Source organism: Confluentibacter citreus, from assembly GCF_002807055.1.
Lineage (GTDB): Bacteria > Bacteroidota > Bacteroidia > Flavobacteriales > Flavobacteriaceae > Confluentibacter > Confluentibacter citreus.
Window position 1 is genome coordinate 241081 of the sequence record NZ_NIXN01000001.1, and the last position, 20052, is coordinate 261132.

The 20052-nt window shown below is 33.5% G+C and carries 22 protein-coding genes; 6 read left to right on the plus strand and 16 right to left on the minus strand.

Annotation, left to right across the window (positions count from 1 at the left end; all coding sequences use genetic code 11):
* Positions 1-12 precede the first annotated feature (12 nt).
* The 3 genes from asnS to CDH49_RS01025 all read left to right on the plus strand — a co-directional run bounded on the left by asnS (position 13) and on the right by CDH49_RS01025 (position 3595).
* Complete coding sequence (gene asnS / locus CDH49_RS01015; protein WP_100613455.1) at positions 13-1446, plus strand: asparagine--tRNA ligase; 1434 nt, start codon at positions 13-15, stop codon at positions 1444-1446.
* An 83-nt stretch (positions 1447-1529) separates the two neighbouring features.
* Complete coding sequence (rpoN, locus tag CDH49_RS01020; RefSeq protein ID WP_100613456.1) at positions 1530-2990, plus strand: RNA polymerase factor sigma-54; 1461 nt, start codon at positions 1530-1532, stop codon at positions 2988-2990.
* A 152-nt stretch (positions 2991-3142) separates the two neighbouring features.
* Positions 3143-3595, plus strand: coding sequence for a hypothetical protein (locus CDH49_RS01025; RefSeq protein WP_239970535.1), 453 nt, complete (start codon positions 3143-3145; stop codon positions 3593-3595).
* On the opposite strand, the gene CDH49_RS01030 is transcribed toward CDH49_RS01025, so the two are convergent.
* The 11 genes from CDH49_RS01030 to CDH49_RS01080 all read right to left on the minus strand — a co-directional run bounded on the left by CDH49_RS01030 (position 3590) and on the right by CDH49_RS01080 (position 13042).
* Positions 3590-4282: a porin family protein gene (locus CDH49_RS01030; RefSeq protein ID WP_100613458.1), complete on the minus strand. Its 693-nt coding sequence runs from the start codon at positions 4280-4282 to the stop codon at positions 3590-3592. The genes CDH49_RS01025 and CDH49_RS01030 overlap by 6 nt on opposite strands.
* A 134-nt stretch (positions 4283-4416) precedes the next feature.
* Positions 4417-5355 carry a DUF3078 domain-containing protein gene (locus CDH49_RS01035; RefSeq protein ID WP_100614435.1) on the minus strand — a complete coding sequence of 313 codons (939 nt, stop codon included), beginning with the start codon at positions 5353-5355 and terminating at the stop codon, positions 4417-4419.
* Positions 5356-5434: 79 nt separating this feature from the next.
* A complete protein-coding gene (locus CDH49_RS01040) occupies positions 5435-5941 on the minus strand; it encodes a DUF2480 family protein (protein WP_100613459.1) in 507 nt (168 codons plus the stop codon).
* A gap of 66 nt (positions 5942-6007) precedes the next feature.
* Complete coding sequence (locus CDH49_RS01045; protein WP_100613460.1) at positions 6008-6334, minus strand: SUF system Fe-S cluster assembly protein; 327 nt, start codon at positions 6332-6334, stop codon at positions 6008-6010.
* A 73-nt stretch (positions 6335-6407) separates the two neighbouring features.
* Entirely contained in the window at positions 6408-6830 is a 423-nt protein-coding gene (locus tag CDH49_RS01050) for a SufE family protein (RefSeq protein ID WP_100614436.1), read from the minus strand.
* Between the two features lie 125 nt (positions 6831-6955).
* Entirely contained in the window at positions 6956-7732 is a 777-nt protein-coding gene (locus CDH49_RS01055; RefSeq protein WP_100613461.1) for an META domain-containing protein, read from the minus strand.
* A 47-nt stretch (positions 7733-7779) separates the two neighbouring features.
* Positions 7780-8994 carry an aminotransferase class V-fold PLP-dependent enzyme gene (locus tag CDH49_RS01060; RefSeq protein ID WP_100613462.1) on the minus strand — a complete coding sequence of 405 codons (1215 nt, stop codon included), beginning with the start codon at positions 8992-8994 and terminating at the stop codon, positions 7780-7782.
* A gap of 3 nt (positions 8995-8997) precedes the next feature.
* Complete coding sequence (sufD, locus tag CDH49_RS01065; protein WP_100613463.1) at positions 8998-10311, minus strand: Fe-S cluster assembly protein SufD; 1314 nt, start codon at positions 10309-10311, stop codon at positions 8998-9000.
* A gap of 81 nt (positions 10312-10392) precedes the next feature.
* Entirely contained in the window at positions 10393-11145 is a 753-nt protein-coding gene (gene sufC / locus CDH49_RS01070) for a Fe-S cluster assembly ATPase SufC (RefSeq protein ID WP_100613464.1), read from the minus strand.
* A 64-nt stretch (positions 11146-11209) separates the two neighbouring features.
* Positions 11210-12661, minus strand: coding sequence for a Fe-S cluster assembly protein SufB (gene sufB, locus CDH49_RS01075; protein WP_100613465.1), 1452 nt, complete (start codon positions 12659-12661; stop codon positions 11210-11212).
* 51 nt (positions 12662-12712) lie between these two features.
* Entirely contained in the window at positions 12713-13042 is a 330-nt protein-coding gene (locus CDH49_RS01080; protein WP_100613466.1) for a HesB/IscA family protein, read from the minus strand.
* A gap of 160 nt (positions 13043-13202) precedes the next feature.
* Here CDH49_RS01080 and thiL point away from each other — a divergent pair, with 160 nt between their 5' ends.
* A complete protein-coding gene (gene thiL, locus CDH49_RS01085; protein ID WP_100613467.1) occupies positions 13203-14249 on the plus strand; it encodes a thiamine-phosphate kinase in 1047 nt (348 codons plus the stop codon).
* On the opposite strand, the gene CDH49_RS01090 is transcribed toward thiL, so the two are convergent.
* From CDH49_RS01090 to CDH49_RS01105, 4 genes are all read right to left on the minus strand, one after another.
* Complete coding sequence (locus CDH49_RS01090) at positions 14239-14463, minus strand: hypothetical protein (RefSeq protein ID WP_239970536.1); 225 nt, start codon at positions 14461-14463, stop codon at positions 14239-14241. The two genes, thiL and CDH49_RS01090, sit on opposite strands and share 11 nt — an antisense overlap.
* An 89-nt stretch (positions 14464-14552) precedes the next feature.
* Positions 14553-14819 carry a hypothetical protein gene (locus CDH49_RS01095; RefSeq protein WP_100613469.1) on the minus strand — a complete coding sequence of 89 codons (267 nt, stop codon included), beginning with the start codon at positions 14817-14819 and terminating at the stop codon, positions 14553-14555.
* A gap of 62 nt (positions 14820-14881) precedes the next feature.
* Entirely contained in the window at positions 14882-15658 is a 777-nt protein-coding gene (locus tag CDH49_RS01100; protein ID WP_100613470.1) for an alpha/beta fold hydrolase, read from the minus strand.
* A gap of 1 nt (position 15659) precedes the next feature.
* Positions 15660-16316, minus strand: a complete 657-nt coding sequence (locus tag CDH49_RS01105) for a hypothetical protein (RefSeq protein ID WP_100613471.1) — start codon at positions 16314-16316, stop codon at positions 15660-15662.
* A 186-nt stretch (positions 16317-16502) separates the two neighbouring features.
* Here CDH49_RS01105 and CDH49_RS01110 point away from each other — a divergent pair, with 186 nt between their 5' ends.
* Positions 16503-17825, plus strand: a complete 1323-nt coding sequence (locus tag CDH49_RS01110; RefSeq protein WP_100613472.1) for an aspartate kinase — start codon at positions 16503-16505, stop codon at positions 17823-17825.
* Between the two features lie 57 nt (positions 17826-17882).
* On the opposite strand, the gene CDH49_RS01115 is transcribed toward CDH49_RS01110, so the two are convergent.
* Positions 17883-19178 (minus strand): aminopeptidase P family protein, encoded by a 1296-nt coding sequence (locus CDH49_RS01115; RefSeq protein ID WP_100613473.1) that lies wholly within the window; start codon positions 19176-19178, stop codon positions 17883-17885.
* Between the two features lie 190 nt (positions 19179-19368).
* On the opposite strand from CDH49_RS01115, the gene CDH49_RS01120 reads away from it, so the two are divergent.
* Entirely contained in the window at positions 19369-20046 is a 678-nt protein-coding gene (locus CDH49_RS01120; RefSeq protein ID WP_100613474.1) for a succinate dehydrogenase cytochrome b subunit, read from the plus strand.
* Positions 20047-20052 lie beyond the last annotated feature (6 nt).

Below are 20052 nucleotides of genomic sequence, written 5' to 3' on the forward strand. Positions count from 1 at the left end.
AATTTTATACACATGCAAAAACGTACTGTCTCAGAATTGTTATCACAAAAAATAACACATGCAGAAGTAGATATTAAAGGTTGGGTAAGAACCTTTAGGGCAAATAGATTTATTGCTTTAAACGATGGTTCTACCATAAACACTATTCAATGTGTTGTTGACTTTGAAAATACGGATGAAACTATTTTAAAACGTATTACTACAGGCGCTGCGGTTCATATAAAAGGCGAATTGGTTGAAAGTCTTGGCAAGGGGCAAAATGTGGAAATTAATGTAAAAAGTATTGAAATTTTAGGAGATTCAGATCCTGAAACCTATCCCATACAACCCAAAAAACATTCGTTTGAATTTTTAAGAGAAAACGCCCATTTGCGCACCAGAACGAATACATTTAGTGCCATCATGCGTTTGCGTTCTGCACTTTCCTTTGCCATTCACAAGTACTTTAATGAGAATGGATTTTATTATGTACACACACCAATAATCACGGGAAGTGATGCAGAAGGTGCTGGAGAAATGTTTCGCGTAAGTAGTTTAGATGCTAAAAATCCACCACTTACAAAAGAGGGGCAGATTGACTATTCTCAAGATTTTTTCGGAAAAGAAACCAATTTGACGGTTTCTGGCCAGTTGGAAGCCGAAACCTACGCTATGTCTTTAGGAAAAGTATATACTTTTGGACCCACATTTAGAGCCGAAAACTCTAATACATCTAGACATCTAGCAGAATTCTGGATGATAGAACCCGAAGTCGCTTTTATGGATTTGGCAGGTAATATGGACTTAGCGGAAAGTTTTTTAAAATACGTTATTAAATATGTTTTAGAAAACAATCGTGAAGATTTAGACTTTTTAAATCAGCGGCTTTTAGACGAGGAAAAAGCCAAGCCACAAGCCGAAAGAAACGACATGGGTTTAATTGAAAAATTAAATTTTGTAACAGAAAACAATTTTACACGTTTAAGTTACACGGAAGCCATTACTATTTTACGGGAAAGCACCCCCAACAAGAAAAAGAAATTCAAATATATTATTGATGAATGGGGTGCCGATTTGCAGAGTGAACACGAGCGTTTTTTAGTTGAAAAACACTTTAAATGCCCCGTTATTTTATATGATTATCCAGCCAATATTAAAGCGTTTTATATGCGTTTGAATGAAGACGAAAAAACGGTTAGGGCTATGGACATTCTATTTCCAGGCATTGGTGAAATTGTAGGAGGTGCCCAACGGGAAGAACGTTTGGATGTACTCAAGAAAAAAATGGCAGCACTTCATATTCCTGAAGAAGATTTATGGTGGTATTTAGATTTGCGTAAATATGGTACTGCTGTACACTCTGGTTTCGGATTGGGATTTGAACGTTTAGTCATGTTTGCAACAGGCATGGGCAATATTAGAGATGTTATACCATTCCCGAGAACCCCTCAAAATGCTGATTTTTAATATTAATTTAAGATAAAAGATTCTTAGCAAATCCCCTTTGTTGGTATAATTTTTATACTTTTAGCTTAAACCAAATCACACAAATGCTTAAACAACATTTACAATTTAAATTATCACAAAAACTATCTCCGCAGCAAATTCAATTAATGAAATTGATTCAGTTGCCAACACAAGAATTTGAACAACGCCTAAAACAAGAATTGGAAGAAAACCCAGCATTAGAAGGTGGGACAGAAGAAGTTGAAAATGATTATGATTCTGATTTAGATAATTCTTCAGACGAGTATAATGATAGTGAAACTATTGGTAATGATGATATTAATGTAGATGAGTATTTAAGTGATGATGAAATACCAGATTACAGAACCCAAGTAAATAATTATAGTAGTGATGATGAAGAAAAAACCATGCCCTATGCTGCAGGAACATCATTTACACAACACTTAATCAGCCAGTTAAACACCTATAGGCTTACTGACGATGAATATAATATTGCAGAATTTTTAGTTGGTAATGTGGACGAAAGCGGATACATCCGTAGATCTGTAACAGATATTATGGATGATTTAGCATTCACACAAAACATTTACACCACTGAAGAGAATATTGAACATGTATTAAAAATTATTCATCAATTGGATCCTGCTGGTGTGGGGGCTCGAAACCTTCAAGAGTGCTTGAGTATTCAATTACATAGAAAAGAGAAAAATCCAGATGTTGAATTAGCCATTGAAATAATAGATAATGCTTTCGATCAGTTCACTAAAAAGCATTACGATAAGCTCATTCAAAAATTTGATATTACCGAACTTCAACTAAAAGATGCCATTAGGGAAATTGAACATTTAAATCCGAAACCCGGTGGTTCCTACTCTGGCAATAATAGAATTGTAGAACATGTAGTTCCAGATTTTGCTATAAAAATTGTAGATGGCGAATTGGAATTAACGCTTAATGGCAGAAATGCGCCTGAGCTTCATGTGTCTCGGGAATATAATGATATGCTGAAGGGCTATAAAGATTCTAAGGATAAATCGAAGTCTCAAAAAGATGCCGTGATATTCATCAAACAAAAATTGGATGCCGCCAAATGGTTTATCGAAGCTATAAAACAACGCCAACAAACGTTATTTATAACCATGAGTGCCATTATGCATTACCAAACGGAATATTTTTTATCGGGTGACGAGCGCAACCTAAGACCTATGATTCTTAAAGATATAGCAGATGAAATTTCCATGGACGTTTCTACAGTTTCAAGAGTTGCCAACAGTAAATATGTAGATACGCCTTATGGCACTAAACTTATAAAGGATTTCTTTTCAGAATCCATGAAAAACGATCAAGGAGAAGATGTGTCCACAAGGGAAATAAAAAAAATTCTTGAAACAGTTCTTGAAGAAGAAGATAAAAGAAAACCATTAACGGATGATACATTAGCTGTCATCTTAAAAGATAAGGGCTACCCTATTGCCCGACGCACCGTTGCCAAATACCGAGAGCAACTAGATATTCCTGTAGCACGATTACGAAAAAAGATATGATAAACTATGTCTTAAAAAGTATCTCGTATATATTTCATCCTTTAATAATGCCCTTGTTGGGGGTTCTTTTTTATTTTAAAGTTACCCCGAAATTTTTTCCACAAGAAATTATATATGCTAAGATAATCTCACTTTTTATCTTAACAATTGTCTTGCCAATTCTACTGTATTTTTTATTGAAAACCTTAGATAGGGTAAACTCAATAGAACTTGAAACTACCAAAGAACGCATTATTCCTTTGGCTATCAATTGCCTTATTGTTCTATTAGTTCTTCAAAGGGTTATAAGTGTCCATGAAATTGTGGAGCTTTACTATTTCTTTTTAGGGATATTAATATCTACCCTGACCTGTTTAATACTGGTAATTATCAAATTTAAAGCCAGTATACACATGATTGCCATTTCGGGGTTGTTTATGTTCTTTATAGCTTTAAGCATCCATTTTAGCATCAACATTAATGGCATATTAGCTTTAATGAGCATTATCATAGGAGCCATAGCGACTTCTAGATTACATCTTAAAGCACATACTTATAAAGAGCTTATTTTCGGCTTTTTTGTTGGTATAGTTCCTCAATTATTACTTATTAATAATTGGTTATAGAACATAGAACATCAATCCTATTTTTATGGCATTCATATCAATAGTCTCGCCGTTTAATTTAGCATCATTAGAAAAAATGGGGTTTAAAGCATAATACATATATAAGTTCCATGTGTTATAGCCCATACTTACCGTTAATCCGTATTGGAGGTTATTAAAGTCTTCGATGTTATTATGCTTAAATTCTCCTAAACTCCCTCTAAACTTTGTTGTATTAGTAAATACATACCCTATTTTAAATCCTGTGTAAATGCGCCAGAAATTATAATCTGTTGGAGTTGATGTCCGCCATCTAAATTCTATTGGAAGTTCTATTAAATGTTGAGAAAATTTGTTTCTAGAGAATGTTACAATGCTTTCGTCAATAATACTGTAATTAATATTGCCTATATCATCTTTTACAATTAGTAAATTTTGATTGAAAGAATTGGCAGAATACCCTAAACCAATACCTATAGCTATATTCCTTTCTTTGTTTATAGGCATGTCTTTTATAAACCCTGCATGAAACCCTAAAGAAAACCCGTTTTGGGAAAGATCATTAGGTTTCTTCCCAATAAGGTTATAGGTAACCCCAGCATAAAACTGATCTTCTTTATATAGAGAATCTACAATCTTAGTATTGTTTTCTTGTGCTGTAAGGTAACCGCAAACAATAAGCCCTATTAAAACTAAATATCCTTTCATGTATTAATTATTACCTGACAACTACCTATAAATAATTATAGAAAACAAATATACAATTTTACCGTATCAAATGATTAAGCATAAAAAAAGGCGCCCTTAAAAGAACACCTTATTTATATCTGTATGGATACTTATTAAAATTTATAATTCAAACCAATCATCCAATACATTTGTAGTTTGTTGTTAATATTATCAAATGTTGGGAAAGGATCTGCACTAGCAACATCAAAATTATCAATGTTATATTTTAAGGCTTCTTGTTTGTTATTTCTTAAACCAAAATCAAAACCAACTCCAATCATTTCCCATAAGGTATAACCAAAAGAGTTGTTCCATGTCCAATTAGATAAATTATTGCTCTTGTAACTATGGAACATTGATAAATTGGTTTTAAAGCTAATCTCATTAATTTGTCTGGTGTAATCAATTAATATTTTTGTCCCATAAGACGATTGGAAAATAGCATCATTTCTGCTAAATACCATATTGTAGTTTAACGGATGTACCACCATAACCAAGTCTTTAATAGGTGTATAAGTTGCACCTACACCTACATCTAAATAACCTGGGTTATTAAAGTTGTTTAAAATGGTAGTTCTATATTCACCTAAACCTGAGAAAGCAAACGTTTCACTTAATTTCATACCATATAATGAAGATACATTAAAAACATCATTAGCCTCACGCCATTGGGTATTATCGTTGGGATTGTCTTTATCATTAAATTTAACCCAAGATAAATTTAGATTTCCAGAATTTCTCCAGAAATAAAGATCTGTATTCAAATTTGCAAATGCGTTTACGGTAAAGCCAATATTTCCCGATCTATTGTTAGGCGATTTTTGTGCATACCAATTACTGAAATTTGAAATGCTTCCTCCAATAGTACCAAAAGCGCCTTTTTTCCACCCTGGAAACGCATCAATTTTTCCTTGGGTAGCATCCACACGACCTTGAGCGGATTTAAGAGAATCCTTTTGAACGGATAAGGTTTCTTTAAGTTCTTCTAAAGTTTGAGCGTTAACATGAATGATTCCGATAAAAAGAGTGAATAATAATAGTGTTTTTTTCATTTTTATCATTTTATAAAATTTGATCAAATATAACTGCAAGAATTATTTTTTATTGTGACTACCAAAAATTTTGTTGAACTTATTTCCTTTTATAAAGTGGTACAGAAGAACACGCTTCACCGTACATGATAGACTTTGCAACAGGTTTTAATTTATTTGAAAGCATGATATACGCATTTTGTGGAACTGGTTTTTTGGAGCATCCTTTAATGATTAAAGGTTTATCTTGAAACGCTGAAACATCTAAATTATTGATGATATCTTGATAAATGGACGTTTCTAAGGATTCCAAATCGCCAATAATGGTCTTTTTTGCAAAAGGCTGTAAATGAATGGAAATGAGCATGAACGCCCAAGCGGGAATAATGGCATCAGTAGAACAGGTTAAAGCGACGTAAGTACCCTGATATTGCGACCAATCATGTTGGGAAACCTGTTCCCTAAAATCTTTTTCACGCAATACCAAACCTTCAAGCAACCAATCTTTAATATCAAAAAGAATACGACTGCCTTTAGGGTAATAATCCTCTAAGTCAACGGTTACTAGTTGGCTATTGGCTACGCGATTTATGATGTCTTCTTCCAAAAAATGTATGGTATTAAGTTGTTTGACGTTAAGCCGAAATACTGTTAACTGTTACTTAAAACTGATTTAAAGCATCCCCAATTCCAACTTAGCTTCTTCGCTCATTAAATCTTGTGTCCATGGTGGGTCGAACGTTATTTCTACTTCGGCACTATGAACTTCATCAAGGGATTTAATTTTTTCTTCAACTTCCATAGGCAAGGTTTCGGCTACTGGGCAGTTTGGCGTTGTTAAGGTCATTAATATTTTCACATCCGAATCTTCGTTAACGAACACATCGTAAATCAATCCGAGTTCGTAAATATCTACCGGAATTTCTGGATCGTAAATCGTTTTTAAAACCCTAACTATTTTATCGCCTAAACTATTATCTTCTATATTTTGTTCGCTCATTTTTTTAATGTTTAACTGTTAATTTGTTTAATCGTTTAAATGCTTTAAACAATCAAACGAAAAACGATTCAACTCATTTCATTTGTGTTTGATACGCAATCGCATACAATTTAAGTTGTTTCACCATACTCACTAAACCATTGGCTCGTGTGGGTGATAAATGTTCTTTTAGTCCTATTTTATCAATAAAATCGGTTTCAGCATTAATAATATCTTTTGGATGCTGATTTGAAAATACCCGTATTAAAATAGCGATAATACCTTTGGTGATGATGGCATCACTATCGGCAGTAAAAACCAATTTGTCGTTCTTCATTTCTGCATGAACCCAGACTTTACTTTGGCAACCTTTAATAATGTTGCTATCGGTTTTGTATTGGTCTTCAATTAATGGTAAATCCTTACCTAAATCTATCATGTATTGATAACGTTCTTCCCAATCTTCAAACATGGAAAACTCATCAATCAGTTCTTTTTGTATGTCTTCAATACTCACAATCATAATTTTAAACAAAAATACAATAAGAAATGCCCATTAACAAATTTATAAACTCAACCTAAGTGTCTAAAAGGGCATTGCATCTGACCTCTAAAAAAATAAGATAGACAGATGAAATGTATCTATTCAACGTTTTCTGATAATGATAGTATTTCTTTAACAAGCGCTTCTATTTCTAAAGGTGGTGTTCCATGATCGAAGTTGGAAGATTCATAAACAATTCCGTTTTTAGAGATTTTTAATGTCCCTATGGAAGCGCCGTCGTAAAAACGTGCTTCGGTGGGAGATTTTAAATTAGAAATACTATCTAAGGCTATGGCTTCTAAAAGTGTATTAAGCTTCTTCCAACTTTCTTTGTTGATGGCTTTTGAAATAGGTTTTGCTTCTCTGTCTTTTGAGATGGAAACAAGGGAATCATTGACATTAATATCTAAAAAACGTCCTCTAGACATTGCCGAATAATTAAATGAAACCAATTTATTATCTTGTTCTTTACTAGCCATTAAAATGATTTTTTTGTCACTTAATAGTTTCAAGATCCCATCTTCTTCTATCAATATTTCATTTGCTTTAGATAATACCTGTTGCATTTCAGATTCTATTTGATGTGTGTCTTGGCAAAACATTTTGGTTGAAGCTAAAGGACCCACTTTTAATAAACCATTTTCTAAAGAATACGTTCCAGAAAATCTGTTACAACCTGAAAAACCAGAAATAATGTTCTCTTCTTTATTGAAATTTATGGTAATATTATTTACAGAAACTTCTTTGTTGTCTAATGTTTTTACCTGATAAGTGCCATTTAAAGTCATTAAGTTAGTTTCTTTAATAGCCATATTTTTTGAATTACAGCAAGTATTTAAAGAGATTAAAACCGATAAAATGATTATAATTTTCATGGATTGTTTTTAGTGTTAAATGACTATACCAAAAAAGAAGCCAAATATTACGCCAACATCATTTTTGCTTTTTTCACACCTTCAACCAAGGCATCAATTTCAGCTTTTGTATTGTAAAATGCGAATGAAGCTCGAACAGTTCCCGGAATTTTAAAATAATCCATGATAGGTTGTGCACAATGATGGCCAGTACGAACGGCAATGCCCAATTTATCTAAAATAGTACCAACATCATACGGGTGAATACCTTCTAAATTAAATGAAATCACAGAGGTTTTGTTTTTTGAAGTGCCGTAGATTTTCAAGCCTTCAATGTCCAATAATTTATTGGTGGCGTATTCTAGAAGTTCGTGTTCATATTTAGCAATGGCATCAAAACCAATGGCATTCATATAATCGATGGCTGCACCAAAAGCAATACCGCCACAAATATTGGGGGTTCCTGCTTCAAATTTATGGGGAAGTTCAGCATACGTTGTTTTTTCAAAAGTGACTTCGGCAATCATTTCACCGCCACCTTGGTATGGGGGTAATTTCTTCAACCAACTTTCTTTTCCGTACAACATACCTTCGCCCGTTGGACCGCACATTTTATGAGCAGAAGCGACGTAAAAATCGACATTCAAAGCTTGAACGTCTGGTTTTAAATGTGGACACGCTTGTGCACCATCAACCAACACAGCAGCACCAACTTCATGTGCTTTTTCAATAATATATTCAATAGGATTAATGGTTCCTAAGGCGTTTGAAATATGATTTACAAAAACAAGTTTGGTATTTTTTGATAGAAGTTTATCATATTCGCTCATTACCAATTCCCCATCCAAATTCATTGGAATCACTTTCAATATCGCGCCAGTCCGCTCACAAAGCATTTGCCAGGGCACAATATTACTGTGATGTTCTAAAGCAGAAACGATGATTTCATCATCTTTTTTTAATAATGTTGAAAATCCGTTTGCTACTAAATTAATACCATGTGTTGTACCCGAAGTAAATATAATTTCGTGTGCAAATTTGGCATTAAAATGTGTTTGGATTTTTTTGCGTGCCTGCTCATATTTGTCGGTAGCTTCTTGACTTAATGTATGTACACCACGATGGATATTGGCATTGTAGTTTGAATAATAGTCTACAATAGCATCAATGACTTGTTGTGGGGTTTGCGATGTCGCCGCATTATCAAAATACACCAAAGGTTTGCCATTTACTTTTCTGGAAAGTATGGGGAAATCTTTTCGTATGTTTTCTACGTTGAACATGGTCTATAAGTCGAACCCCATATTAACGCCCAACTTGTTGGCGATAATTTTAGTAATGCGTTGTTTTATTTCTGGAATTTTAACCGAACTCATCACATTGTTGCTAAACGCATACATTAAAAGGGCTTTGGCCTCTTTTTCTGGAATACCTCGCGAACGCATATAAAACATAGCGCTTTCATCTAACTGACCAATGGTACAACCATGCGAACATTTCACATCATCAGCAAAAATTTCTAGTTGAGGTTTGGTGTTTATGGTTGCTTTATCGCTTACTAAAATGTTGTTATTCGCTTGAAACGCATTGGTTTTCTGAGCTTCTTTATTAACAATAATTTTACCATTAAAAACACCGGTTGAGTTCTCCCCAAAAATGCCTTTGTAATCTTGATGGCTCTCACAATTTGGCTCAATATGGTGCACCAAGGTATTATGATCTACATGTTGTTTTTCTCCAATAATGGTAATGCCTTTTAAAGTGGAATCTATACGCTCACCATTTTGATAAAAGTTCAAGTTGTTGCGAACCAATTTTCCTCCAAAAGAAAAAGTGTGAACGGAGGCAACGCTTTCACGTTTTTGGTTTATAAACGTATTATCAATTAATGAAGCGTTTAAATTATCGTTTTGAATTTTATAATAATCAACTATGGCGCGTTTGTTAGCAAATATCTCGGTAACACTGTTTGTTAACACCGCATTATCGGTTAAACTTTGGTGACGTTCAATAATCTGTACATGAGAATTCTCATCAACCACAATTAAGTTACGTGGTTGTAACATAACCGCAGATTCATTTCCTGTGGAAAAATGCAAGATTTGAATAGGTTTTGCTACCATTTTATTCTTTGGAATATGAATGTAAGCACCTTCGCTTGAAAAAGCGGTGTTAAGTGATGGCAGACTATCTTTGGTAGCTACTTTGTTAAAATAATTTTCAATATGTAAACGGTATTTTGGTTTGGACATGGCGGCAGACATCAAACAAATATCCATACCATCATGGGTTGTTTGCGATAAATGCGACGAATACTTACCGTCAATAAACACTATTTTAAAAGAGTCTATATCGTGAATAAAATACTTTTTTACATCGCTGAATTCAATAGCGTTCTCTTGCTTAGGAAAGATGCTATAATCTTCTTTTAAAATGCTGTTTAAAGAGGTGTATTTCCAAGCTTCTTCCTTTTTGCTAGGAAAGCCTTTTTCTTCAAATGCTTTTATGGCATCGTTTCTAACGTCGTTCATATAAGCGTCATCTTCGAGCTGATTTTCAAACACTAAAAAAGATGATAATAATTTTTCTTTTAAATCCATTGTTGTTCAGTTTTCAGTCCCAGTTTTCAGTCCCAGTTTTCAGTCCTTCTGATTACTGCAACTGCGACTGTTTACTTAATTTTAAGCGTTCACTTCCTCTTTAATCCAATCATAACCTTTTTCTTCAAGCTCATGTGCCAATTCTTTACCACCTGATTTTACAATACGCCCATCGTACAAAACGTGCACAAAATCTGGAACGATGTAATCTAACAAACGTTGGTAATGCGTAATGACAAGCACGGCATTGTCCTTGCTTTTTAGTTTGTTAACGCCATTTGCCACGATACGAAGCGCATCAATATCCAGACCAGAATCGGTTTCGTCAAGAATGGCTAACTTGGGTTCAAGCATGGCCATTTGGAAGATTTCATTACGTTTCTTTTCTCCTCCTGAAAATCCTTCGTTTAAGGAACGTGATAAAAATTTTCTATCAATTTCCAATAATTCAGATTTTTCACGAATCAATTTAAGCATGTCTTTCGCAGGCATTTCATCCAAACCTTTAGCTTTACGAGTTTCGTTGATAGCTGTTTTCATAAAGTTGGTTACAGAAACACCTGGGATTTCAACAGGGTATTGAAACGATAAGAAAATGCCTTTGTGAGCACGTTCTTCGGCTGCTAAATCCTCAATATCTTCATCATTAAATAGGATAGTTCCTTTTGTAACCTCGTATTCTTCCTTTCCAGCAACAACAGAAGCCAAGGTGCTTTTTCCAGAACCGTTTGGCCCCATGATGGCATGAACTTCTCCAGCTTTAATTTCTAAGTTAATGCCTTTTAAAATACTTTTATCATCAATACTGGCGTGTAAATTTTCAATTTTTAACATACTTTCTATTCAAAGTTTAAAATTCAAGATTCAACTTAATAAATCTATCTTTTCTATTTTTATTTTATCCTACAGATCCTTCTAAACTAATTTCCAATAATTTTTTAGCTTCTACAGCAAACTCCATGGGAAGTTTATTTAATACGTCTTTACTAAAACCATTCACAATAAGGGCAATGGCCTTCTCTGTATTAATTCCTCGCTGATTGCAATAAAAAATTTGGTCTTCGCCAATTTTACTGGTGGTAGCTTCGTGTTCTATTTTTGCTGTTTTATTTTTAGCTTCTATATACGGAAAGGTATGGGCTCCACAGTCGTTACCCATTAATAAACTATCACATTGCGAAAAGTTGCGGGCATTATCGGCATTCGGACTAATTTTGACCAATCCTCGGTAACTATTCTGAGACTTTCCTGCTGAAATTCCTTTTGAAATGATGGTCGATTTAGTGTTTTTGCCTAAATGAATCATTTTGGTCCCTGTATCTGCCTGTTGATAATTATTGGTGACGGCAATTGAATAAAATTCACCAACCGAATTATCTCCTTTTAAAATACAACTTGGATATTTCCATGTGATAGCAGAACCCGTTTCTACTTGAGTCCAGGAGATTTTCGCGTTCTTTTCGCATATACCACGTTTGGTAACAAAATTATAAACGCCACCTTTGCCTTCTGCATTGCCCGGATACCAGTTTTGAACGGTACTGTATTTTATTTCCGCATTATCAAGAGCAATGAGTTCCACAACGGCTGCATGCAATTGGTTTTCGTCACGACTCGGTGCTGTACAACCTTCCAAATAACTTACATAACTGCCTTCGTCAGCAATGACCAATGTTCTTTCAAATTGTCCTGTTCCAGCTTGATTAATTCTAAAATAAGTTGATAATTCCATGGGACATCTCACCCCTTTTGGAATATAGCAGAAACTACCATCACTAAAAACAGCACTGTTTAAGGCTGCATAAAAATTGTCTTTTTGCGGAACTACGCTACCAATATATTTTTTCACCAATTCGGGATGTTCTTTAATAGCTTCACTTATGGAGCAGAAAATAATCCCTTTTTCTCCAAGTGTTCTTTTAAATGTGGTTGCAACAGAAACAGAGTCCACCACGACATCCATGGCTACACCAGACAATTTTTTTTGTTCATCCAATGAAATGCCCAACTTAGCAAATGTTGCCAATAATTCTGGATCGACTTCATCAAGGCTGTCATATTTGGGTTTACTATTTGGAGCGGAATAGTATGAAATAGCTTGAAAATCCGGTTTCACATAGCTTACGTTAGCCCATTCTGGTTCTATCATTTCTTTCCAAGATTTAAAGGCTTCAAGCCTCCAATCTGTCATCCATTGGGGCTCGCCCTTTTTAAGGGAAATAGCTTTTACTATATCTTCATTTAAACCAACAGGAAAGGTATCGGATTCAATATCCGTGTAAAAACCATATTCATATTCTTTGGTTTTAAGCTCTTCTCTTAAATCGTCTTCTGTATATTTATTACTCATAATTCTTTACTAGTTGAAAAACCCCTTTTCTTTAAGAAGGTAGGGATGGGATTAGAGTGAAAATGATTCACCACAACCGCAAGTTCGGTTTGCGTTAGGATTGTTAAAAACAAAACCAGTTCCGTTTAATCCTCCAGAATATTCTAAAGTGGTGCCTATCAAGTAAAGGAAACTCTTTTTGTCTACTATAATTTTAACACCATTGTCTTCAAACACTTTATCGCCTTCTGCTTGTTGCTTATCAAATTTTAAATCGTAAGACAAACCAGAGCAGCCACCACTTTTAACACCCACGCGAACATAGTCTGTTGCTGGGTTATAGCCGTCATCTTGCATAAGTTCTACAACTTTCTTTTTGGCTATTTCTGAAACTTTAATCATAATTGTTATATAGATTTTGTCTAAATAGAGTACAAATATACAATATATGTCACGGATTTTTACATAACCTAACATTATATTAGCATATGGTTTTATAGGATTTCCTTATAGATTCGCATAGAAAGATTGATATATAAACAATGCTTCTTATTTTTGCAGCATGATAGAAGATAAAAACCAAGAAAGAACCCCATTAAGTCACTTGGGGGAATTTGCACTTATTGAGCATTTAACGAAAAATTTTAAAATAAATCACGCCTCAACCATAAAGGGAATTGGCGATGATGCTGCTATTTTAAACTTTAAAGATAAAAAAGTAGTGGTTTCAACAGATTTGCTTGTTGAAAGCGTGCATTTCGATTTAAGCTACATGCCCTTAAAACATTTAGGATATAAAGCGGTTGTGGTTAACTTATCCGATGTGTATGCTATGAATGCCACACCTACGCAAATGACGGTTTCTATTGCTGTATCAAATCGATTTCCATTAGAAGCTCTTGAAGATTTATATGCGGGTATTGAAACGGCGGCCAAAATTTACAATGTCGATTTAATTGGTGGTGATACCACCTCGTCTAATACAGGACTGTTAATTTCTATCACGGCCATTGGTGAAGTTGAAGACAAAAAAATAGTTTATAGGAATGGCGCAAAACCAAATGATTTATTAGTAGTTACTGGAGATTTAGGAGCCGCTTATATGGGTTTGCAAGTACTTGAACGTGAGAAAGAAGTTTATAAAATAAATCCTAATTCCCAACCAGATTTAGAACCTTACACCTATATAGTAGAACGGCAATTAAAACCAGAAGCACGTAAAGATATTATAAAATTAATGGACGAGTTAAATGTTATACCAACATCAATGATTGATATTAGTGACGGCTTATCTTCTGAAATTATTCACTTATGCAAGCAAAGTAAAGTTGGCTGCGATTTATATGAAGAAAAAATCCCTTTAGACCCAGTTGTTATTTCAGTTTGTGAAGAATTTAAGATTGATAGCACAACGGTTGCTTTAAATGGAGGTGAAGATTATGAGCTATTATTCACCATATCTCAAGAAGATTATCCCAAAATTAAAGCCAATCCAAATTTTACCGTCATTGGCTTTATGAAAGAAGCCGAAGCAGGAATGCATTTAGTCACAAGATCGGAATCGCAAATCCCTTTAAAGGCACAGGGTTGGAAAAATTTTAATGCTTAAATACCAATAAGTTACTATGTATTTGGGATCTTGATTTTTTATGACGTTTATAGTGAATACGCTCTAAAACATCATTTATTTCTTTAAACTTTGGTGTAAGTTCAATTAAATTTCCACTACTATTGGTTGTTAATTGCTTTTGGCAGTGTCTACAAGCATATTCTTTTACATGATATGTAACATCTCGAGTTACATAAAAATCATGTCCAAACATCTTGCAATGAATTTGTTTCATATATTAATAATTAGTTAGCTTAGAGCCTATTAAATTATTAATATGATTAGGTTATTTTTAATAATTTGTTAATAAATCGATGAAATGACCATTTTTTCCTTTGAACGCATATTTCTTTTTTCATGAATGCGCTCTAAAATAGCATTAATCTCTTTAAACTTGGGTGTAAGCTCAATTAAATATCCGTTACTATTGGTAGTTAATTGTTTTTGACAATGTCTACAAGTGTATTCTTTTACGTAGTAGGTAACTTTTTTACTCACTTCATAATCATGACCAAAAAGGTTACAGTACATTTTCGGGATGAAGTTTGGTTTTTGAGTTGGCTTTTCCATCAGTAGATTATTTTTGGTGCTTAAATATAAAGCAAAAAATTCGACAAAACGACAAAAGGCAATTAATTTTCGATGAAATACATTATTTCATGAAGTAATTTACTTTCGTTTTCAATATGACTCATGTGTCCATCGGGAAACTCAACCATTTTTACATCTGTATTTTTAATTTGTTCAATTAAAGACAAATAGCTTAGAGCTGGATCTTTTTTACCAATAACCATCAATTTTTTAAAAGTACGCGTATGCAATAAAAATTCTCGGTTCTTTCTAATTTTCATACCTTCTAAAGCGGCAACAACACCTTGTAATGGTGTTTGAAGTGCCTCATTTATGACTTCGCTTATTTTATCAGAAAAAATAATTCTATTCTTTGGTCTGAATAAATTGGCAACAGCCATTCTTATAAATGTCCTGTGGTTTTGTTTTACGGCAATAACAGCTCTATCTCTGTTAATCTTTTTTTCTTGACTATCAGCAATAGCCGTTGAATTCATTAAGCATAATCCGCTAATTGCTTTCGGGTTTTTTTCAGCAAAAGCTAGGGCCACATAGCCACCCATAGAATGACCAATTAAGATTGATTTTTTGATTTCTAAATGATTAAGAACAGCCTCAACAACTTCTGCCATAAGCTCCATGGTATGTATGTAACCTAAACAACCGGTTTTACCATGACCCAATAAATCGATACAAATGACTCTATTGTTTTCTGACAGCCTTGGAATAAAATGATTCCACATATTAGAGTTTTCTAAAAAGCCGTGAAGCAAAATAACTGCATTCCCTTTACCGGAATCGGTGTAAAAAACAGGAATGCTTTTGTATTCTAAAATCATTTTAGTTCTTCAATTTTTTAATAGCAGCGAACGCTTTATCAACAAACTCATCTTCCACTAAAATAGTAAACTCATTGGTGGTAGAAATCACTTCATATAAAACAATGCCTTCCCATGCCAATCGTTTAAAAAAATGATAGTACAGTCCCGAAATCTTAGAATTATCTTGCGGTAAATTAATGCTAATGGCCGATAAACCATCTTGGGACGCTATAAACGTTTCATTTTTTAAATTTTCTTGAATAAACTCTTTTAAACTACTGGAAATAATGAAGTTGCTTTCATGAATTCCTCTGGTAAACGTGTAGAATAATTTAGATTCCTGATTGATGCGGTCTAAAATTTTTGCATGATTGTCAATAATGGTTTCTGAGTTTTTAATTGTAAAGTCCGTTAAATTAGATCTAACCGTTATATCGCCTAAATTCTGCATATACTTTTTCATTTTTACAGAATTGGTTAACGCTGTTGGTGGATTATAACGTCTCAAAGCCATCATAATGGCACCAGGCTTAACGTCTTTTTTTAACATGTTACTTATGGGTTCTGTAAGCTCTATAGCTAACGCGCTAAAGTTTATAATGTTTCTAGAAAGCGCCTCTTCAAGATATGGTTGTGTTATTAAAATGTCCTCAACACAGTTAGATACAGTTTTCATTTGCTATATTTTATTGCTTTTTAAAACGGTGACTGCAACATTGAATATCTTTTTCTTATAATAAAGTATAAAATCAATGTTTCATGTTAATTATTTAACAATATGTGCTAAAATAAACAATTTTTCACAAAAATATCGATAATCTGAAATGGAAGTTTAATTTCGCATGGTATTTTATGATTATATATGAAGGTATTAAAGTTTGGAGGGACTTCTGTTGGTTCCATTGAAAATATAAAAAACGTAAAAAGCATCATTAATGATGGTGAACAAAAACTCGTTGTACTATCGGCTATGTCTGGTACTACTAATACTTTGGTTACCATTGCGAAGGATATTGAAAACAAAGAACCAAATAAAGCCATTGAAACCATTAATAAATTGCATGAGCATTATTTCAATGTAGTTGACGGACTTCTTTGGAATCAATCCCTAAATAAAGACACCAAAGATTATATAACAAGTGTTTTTAATTTTTTGGTTGACTGTACCTATAAAGATTATTCAAAAATTCTTGAAAATGCTATTCTAGCCCAAGGCGAATTGCTTTCAACCTATATGTTTAATTGTTACCTACAACAAGAAGGTGTAAGTTCTGCCTTATTACCGGCTTTAGATTTTATGCGTATAGATAAATTTAAAGATCCTGACTTAGCATATATTAAAAAGGAAATAGGCACAGTTATAAAGAATGTATCAGAATCGGAAATTTACATCACGCAAGGATTTATTTGCTTAGATGAAAATGGCGATATATCAAATTTGCAAAGAGGAGGGAGTGATTATTCGGCAACCATTATTGGAGCGGTTTTAAAAGCTGAAGAGGTACAAATTTGGACAGATATTGATGGAATGCATAACAACGATCCTAGATATGTAGAAAATACACGACCAATTTCAAATCTGTCATTTGATGAAGCTGCGGAATTAGCCTATTTTGGAGCAAAAATATTGCATCCACAAACGGTAACTCCAGTTAGAGAAGACCATATTCCTGTTCGATTAAAAAACACCATGAACCCAAGTGCTTACGGGACATTAATTTCTAACGATACTAGTGAAAATGGCATCAAAGCTATTGCTGCTAAAGATAATATTACTGCCATAAAAATTAAGTCTGGTAGAATGCTACAAGCACATGGTTTCTTGAAAAAAGTATTTGAAATTTTTGAAGTTTATGAAACATCCATTGATATGATTACAACTTCGGAAGTTGCTGTATCATTAACAATTGATGATGATAAAAATCTAAATAAAATCATTGCAGAATTAGAAAAATTTGCTTCCATTGAAGTAGATAAAGACCAAAGTATTATATGTTTAGTAGGACATTCGGTTGTAAATCATGAAGACACCTATAAAATGTTCCAAATACTTCAAGACGTAAAAATTAGAATGATTTCCTATGGAGGTAGTAATAATAATATATCTCTATTAGTTCATTCAAAAGATAAAATCAACACGCTAAGAAAACTAAACGATTATTTATTTGAATTAGTCACTCTTTAAATTACACTTCAATTTAGTAAATTAGCTCTAGGCCGTTTTTATTTAAAACGGCCTTTTTTATTTAGAGTTCATTAAAGATTCAATCTCTTCGGCTTCAATCGGGATGTTGTTCATTAAATTAAATGGATCTCCTGTTTGTTGAATCACCACATTGTCTTCTAATCGAATTCCAAATCCTTCAGCAGGAATATAAATAGCGGGTTCTACAGTAAATACCATATTGGCTTGCATGGGTTCTGTTAAAATGCCATAATCATGGGTATCCAAACCCAAGTGATGTGAGGTGCCGTGCATAAAATATTTTTTATAGGCAGGCCATTCTGGATTTTCATTTTGCACATCAGCTTTATCTAGTAAACCTAAACTTAATAATTCAGAAGTCATAAGTTTGCCCACTTCAACATGATAATCTGCCCATAGCATTCCTGGGGTCAACATTTTTGTTGCGTTATTTTTTACTCGGTTTACGGCATTATAAACCTCTTTTTGCCGAGCTGTAAATTTCCCCGAAACGGGAATGGTTCGGGTCATATCACTGGAATAGTTGGCATATTCTGCTGCAACATCCAACAGTAATAAATCGCCCGCTTTACATTGCTTATTGTTTTCAATATAGTGCAATACATTGGCATTATTTCCAGAGGCAATAATAGGCGTGTAAGCAAATTTTTTGGAACGATTTTTTATAAACTCGTGAATAAATTCAGCTTCAATCTCATATTCCCAAACATTTGGCTTTACAAAATTCAAAATACGGCGGAATCCTTTTTCTGTAATATTGCATGCCTGTTGGATTAAATCTATTTCAATTTGATCTTTTACTGAACGCAACCTTTGTAATATGGGATTGCTCTTGGCAACTGAATGTGCAGGATATTTATTTTTAAGCCATTTGGTGAAACGGTCTTCTCTGGTTTCTGTTTCTATGGAAGATCTATAATGCTCATTGGTATTAATGTATACTGTTTCACATTGGGTCATAAGTTCATGCATAATTTTTTCCATGTCCTTAAGCCAATAAACCGTTTTAATTCCAGAGACGTTAAAAGCAGCTTCTTTAGTCAGTTTTTCACCTTCCCAAATGGCAATATGCTCATTCGTTTCTTTTAGAAATAAAATGTCGCGATGTTTTTCTTTGGGACAATCGGGAAATAAAACCAGCATACTTTCTTCTTGGTCAATACCACTTAAATAAAAAATATCCCTGTGTTGCTCAAAAGGTAAAGTGCTATCAGCACTAATGGGATAAATATCATTAGAGTTGAATACAGCCAAACTATTTGGCTCCATTTTAGCTGAGAAATTTTTGCGGTTTTTTATGAATAACGAATTGCTTATGGGATGGTATTTCATGTTATTTGTTTAATACCATAAAATTATAAAAAACAAATAGACTTGATGGGTTTAACTTGGATAATGTTTAAATAGGAAATGCATAATAAGCATTTAAAATGATTCTAAATAATGAAAACAAATACTTAGTTTCTTGTCTAAAATAGCTTCCTAACTTACATTTGTGTTCTTATAAAATAACTACAAAAAAATGAGTGGATTTTTTAAATCTTCGATTGGAAGAAAAGTAGCCATGGCACTTTCGGCTTTTTTTCTTATGTTTTTCTTGCTTCAGCATTTCGCTATAAATATTTTGTCTGTTTTTAGTGAAACTACCTTTAATGAGGTTTCCCATTTCATGGGAACAAACTTTTTGGTACAATTTGTTTTGCAACCCGTTTTAATTTTTGGTGTTGTATTTCACTTCGTTATGGGTTTTGTGCTTGAAATTAAGAATAAAAACGCAAGGCAAATCGCTTACGTAAAAAATAATGGTGCTGCCAATTCTACTTGGATGAGTAGAAACATGATTTATAGTGGTTTAGCAATTTTGGCGTTTATTGTTTTACACTTTATTGATTTTTGGTTTCCTGAAATCAACACCAAATACATTCAAGGTGATTGGACTGGAATGCATGATGGAATTGAAGGCTATCGATACTTTCACGAGTTACAGGAAAAATTTGTTAACCCAATTAGGGTTGTTGCTTATGTTGTAGCATTTATATTTTTATCACTGCATTTAATGCACGGTTTTGCATCGGCTTTCCAATCCGTTGGAGGTTCAACAATAAGAAAGAAAAGGTTGCAAAGCATAGGTAAAGCATATTCTATCCTCATTCCATTAGGATTTATATTTATTGCTTTGTATCATCACTTTAACCATTAATCTTAG

Excerpts from the sequence above, each read along its gene's own strand:
- asnS (WP_100613455.1), top strand. The coding sequence starts at position 13 with ATGCAAAAACGTACTGTCTCAGAATTGTTATCACAAAAAATAACACAT.
- rpoN (WP_100613456.1), top strand. The coding sequence starts at position 1,530 with ATGCTTAAACAACATTTACAATTTAAATTATCACAAAAACTATCTCCG.
- CDH49_RS01030 (WP_100613458.1), bottom strand. The coding sequence starts at position 4,282 with ATGAAAGGATATTTAGTTTTAATAGGGCTTATTGTTTGCGGTTACCTT.
- CDH49_RS01035 (WP_100614435.1), bottom strand. The coding sequence starts at position 5,355 with ATGAAAAAAACACTATTATTATTCACTCTTTTTATCGGAATCATTCAT.
- CDH49_RS01045 (WP_100613460.1), bottom strand. The coding sequence starts at position 6,334 with ATGAGCGAACAAAATATAGAAGATAATAGTTTAGGCGATAAAATAGTT.
- CDH49_RS01055 (WP_100613461.1), bottom strand. The coding sequence starts at position 7,732 with ATGAAAATTATAATCATTTTATCGGTTTTAATCTCTTTAAATACTTGC.
- CDH49_RS01060 (WP_100613462.1), bottom strand. The coding sequence starts at position 8,994 with ATGTTCAACGTAGAAAACATACGAAAAGATTTCCCCATACTTTCCAGA.
- sufD (WP_100613463.1), bottom strand. The coding sequence starts at position 10,311 with ATGGATTTAAAAGAAAAATTATTATCATCTTTTTTAGTGTTTGAAAAT.
- sufC (WP_100613464.1), bottom strand. The coding sequence starts at position 11,145 with ATGTTAAAAATTGAAAATTTACACGCCAGTATTGATGATAAAAGTATT.
- sufB (WP_100613465.1), bottom strand. The coding sequence starts at position 12,661 with ATGAGTAATAAATATACAGAAGACGATTTAAGAGAAGAGCTTAAAACC.
- CDH49_RS01080 (WP_100613466.1), bottom strand. The coding sequence starts at position 13,042 with ATGATTAAAGTTTCAGAAATAGCCAAAAAGAAAGTTGTAGAACTTATG.
- thiL (WP_100613467.1), top strand. The coding sequence starts at position 13,203 with ATGATAGAAGATAAAAACCAAGAAAGAACCCCATTAAGTCACTTGGGG.
- CDH49_RS01090 (WP_239970536.1), bottom strand. The coding sequence starts at position 14,463 with ATGTTTGGACATGATTTTTATGTAACTCGAGATGTTACATATCATGTA.
- CDH49_RS01095 (WP_100613469.1), bottom strand. The coding sequence starts at position 14,819 with ATGGAAAAGCCAACTCAAAAACCAAACTTCATCCCGAAAATGTACTGT.
- CDH49_RS01100 (WP_100613470.1), bottom strand. The coding sequence starts at position 15,658 with ATGATTTTAGAATACAAAAGCATTCCTGTTTTTTACACCGATTCCGGT.
- CDH49_RS01105 (WP_100613471.1), bottom strand. The coding sequence starts at position 16,316 with ATGAAAACTGTATCTAACTGTGTTGAGGACATTTTAATAACACAACCA.
- CDH49_RS01110 (WP_100613472.1), top strand. The coding sequence starts at position 16,503 with ATGAAGGTATTAAAGTTTGGAGGGACTTCTGTTGGTTCCATTGAAAAT.
- CDH49_RS01115 (WP_100613473.1), bottom strand. The coding sequence starts at position 19,178 with ATGAAATACCATCCCATAAGCAATTCGTTATTCATAAAAAACCGCAAA.
- CDH49_RS01120 (WP_100613474.1), top strand. The coding sequence starts at position 19,369 with ATGAGTGGATTTTTTAAATCTTCGATTGGAAGAAAAGTAGCCATGGCA.